This window comes from Aquitalea sp. S1-19, assembly GCF_024343515.1.
This window is the reverse complement of sequence record NZ_RJTZ01000187.1, coordinates 1-3115: the sequence shown is the minus strand read 5'-3', so window position 1 is coordinate 3115 and position 3115 is coordinate 1. Positions and strand designations below refer to the sequence as shown.

The window sequence follows — 3115 nt, the reverse complement described above, 5'->3', positions numbered from 1 at the left end:
ATGCCGGAATTCTACGAAACCAGCTGCCCCAAGTGCGGTGGCGCGGCCAAGCGCGAAACCGACACCATGGACACCTTTGTAGAGTCCAGCTGGTACTACGCACGCTACGCCAGCCCGCATTGCGACACCGCCATGGTGGACAAGAAGGCCGCCGACTACTGGCTGCAGGTCGACCAGTATGTGGGCGGTATCGAGCACGCCATTCTGCACCTGTTGTACGCGCGCTTCTTCCACAAGCTGATGCGCGACGAAGGCTTAGTGTCGTCCAGCGAGCCGTTCAAGAGCCTGCTGACCCAGGGCATGGTGATCTGCGAAACCTTCTACCGCGAGCTGCCTAATGGCTCCAAAGACTGGATTGCGCCGGCCGATGTGGTGCTGGAACGCGACGGCAAGGGCAAGATTATTGCCGCCAAGCACCGCGTTGACGGCCAGCCGGTGGTGGTGGGCGGCGTCGAGAAGATGTCCAAGTCGAAAAACAACGGCGTCGATCCGCAGGCCTTTATCGAGCAGTACGGTGCCGACACCGCGCGTCTGTTTATGATGTTTGCCGCACCGCCTGACCAGAGCCTGGAATGGTCGGATGCCGGCGTGGAAGGTGCGTTCCGCTTCCTCAAGCGCCTGTGGCGTGTGAGCGGCGAGCATGTCGCCGCCGGTGTGACCGACAAGTATGTGGCGGGTGATCTGTCTGCCGGCTTGAAAGAGTTGCGCTACAAGCTGCACGCCACCATCCAGAAAGTGGCCGACGACTACGGCCGCCGCCAGCAGTTCAATACCGCCATTGCTGCGGTGATGGAACTGCTGAACACCTACGACAAGACCGATTGCAGCGATGCTGCCGGCCGTGCCGTGGCGCAGGAAGTGCTGGAATCCGCCGTGATTCTGCTGGCACCTATCGTGCCGCATATCTGCGAAGCCTTGTGGACCGAGCTCAAGCCGGGAACAGCTTTGCTGGATCAGGCCTGGCCGGAGGTTGACGCCGCTGCGCTGGTGAAGAGCGAGATCGAGCTGATGGTGCAGGTGTGCGGCAAGCTGCGCGGTAGCGTGGTGGTGGCGGCCGATGCCGGTCGTGACGCAATCGAAGCGGCGGCGCTGGCGCATGAAAATGTGCAGAAGTTTATGGAAGGCAAGCCGGCGAAGAAGGTGATCGTGGTGCCGGGCCGACTGGTGAACATTGTCGTTTAACGGCAAGCCAACACAGAAGCCGGGGCAACCCGGCTTTTTTCGGGCAATGCCCCTGTTGCGCATTGGTGTTTATGGCATGCTATGTACGCTATTCATGCGTCAGTCACCTTTCCCCGTTAGGCTCGCGCCGGTGTAAAAGGCACTGGCGAGGTCTTAAGCTGGCCTTTGTTTGAGCGATTCGACGTTAGCGAATCGCGAGTTGGCCAGCGCCTCGGCAGCGTCTTTTGCGCCGGGGTTTCGCGAGACTTCGGGGGCGCCGGGGATGCAAGGGGCCGGGCGCGTCCGGCCCCTGCCCGCATGCCGCGCGGAAGCGGCAAGTAAAAACGTCCGCGCAGCGGACACAAATCCAAAGCCCATTTGCGCCAACTCGTAATTGGGACATCGTTTTTTATCAGGGGAAAAACATGAATCGTATGCTTGCCTGGAGCGCCGCCGCCTTGATGACGCTGTCGCTTGGCGCTTGCGGCTTTCATCTGCGCGGGCTGGGCGGCCCGCTCAAGGCCATGCCGTTTGCCAGCCTGTCGATCGATGGTGCCGGGCCGGTTTATAACCAGGTGCTGGTCGAGCTCAAGCGTGACGGCCGTATCAGCCTGCCGGCCAAGGGGGTCGCTGCCGATGCCCTGCTGGTGATCGCCCCCGAGTCCACCAGCAAGGATGTGCTGACCGTCAACCGCGCCGGTAAAGTGAGCGAGTATCAGCTGACGCTGCGCCAGAATGCCCTGCTGACTTTCCGCCAGTCGGACGCGCCGGTGCCGGTTTCGGTTACGGTGCGGCGCCAGATGTCGTACTCGGAGCAGGTGGTGCTGGGTAAAGAGCAGGAAGAGGCGCAATTGTGGGCCGGCATGCAGCGTGAAGCGGCCAGCCAGCTGGTGCGCCGCCTGGCCTATATCAAACCGCCAGAGACCGATCTGCCTGCAACGGGAAAGACTGATGCCCCAGGCAAACCCTGAGGCACTCAAGTCCTTGCTTGGGCGCAATCTGGCGCCGCTTTACCTGATTCATGGGGAAGAGGCGCTGCTGGCGCTGGAAGCGGCTGATGCCATCCGCGAAGCGGCACGCAAGGCCGGCTATCTGGAGCGCGAGGTGCTGACGGTCGAGCCCGGCTTTGACTGGTCCAGCCTCGCCAATGCCATGCATAGCGTGTCGCTGTTCGCTTCGCTCAAATTGCTGGAAGTGCGCATTCCGTCGGGCAAGCCCGGTGCCGAGGGCGGCGAGGCGCTGCAAAAACTGGCGGCCCATCTGCCGCCGGACACGGTGACGCTGGTGATACTGCCCAAGCTGGAGCGGGTGCAGCTGCAGACCAAGTGGTTTACCGCGCTGCAAAAGGCCGCGCTGGAGATTGATGCCAAGGCGGTGACCCGTGCCGATTTGCCCGGCTGGGTTGTCCGTCGGCTGAAGGCGCAGGGGCAGAGCATGGAGGGCGAGGCGCTGGCCTTCTTTGTCGACCGGGTCGAGGGCAATCTGCTGGCCGCGCGTCAGGAAGTCGACAAGCTGGCATTGCTGTATCCGCAAGGCGAACTGAAGCTGGCCGATGTCCGCGAGGCGGTGGCCAATGTGGCGCGCTTCGATGTGTTCCATTTGTCGTCGGCCTGGCTGCAAGGCGATGCGCCCCGCGTGGCGCGCATGCTGGAAGGGCTGGAAGCCGAGGGCGAGGCGCCGGTGCTGGTGCTGTGGGCGCTGGCCGAAGATATCCGCATGCTGCTCAAGCTGCGCCAAGGCATCAAGGACGGGCGCAACGCCCGCGAAATGGCGCGCGAGCTCAAGCTATGGGGCGAGCGGCAGAAACTGGCCGAGCCGGCACTGCGCCGCATAGGCCCGCGTAAACTGATGGATGCGCTGACCCAGTGCGCCGAAGTCGACCGCCAGATCAAGGGCGCGGCGCAGGGCGAGCCGTGGCAGGGACTGCTCAGGGTGGCGATGTTGCTGGCAGGGT

3 protein-coding genes are annotated in these 3115 nt (G+C 63.2%); all 3 read left to right on the top strand.

Annotation, left to right across the window (positions count from 1 at the left end):
• Nucleotides 1-1182 (top strand): class I tRNA ligase family protein (locus tag EGI20_RS16875; RefSeq protein WP_498632866.1); only part of this gene is annotated, 1182 nt, incomplete at its 5' end.
• A gap of 404 nt (nucleotides 1183-1586) precedes the next feature.
• Nucleotides 1587-2132, top strand: coding sequence for an LPS-assembly lipoprotein LptE (locus EGI20_RS16870; protein ID WP_498632865.1), 546 nt, complete (start codon nucleotides 1587-1589; stop codon nucleotides 2130-2132).
• Nucleotides 2113-3115: DNA polymerase III subunit delta (holA, locus tag EGI20_RS16865; protein WP_498632864.1), on the top strand; the 1003-nt coding region annotated here is incomplete at its 3' end. The genes EGI20_RS16870 and holA, both read left to right, overlap by 20 nt.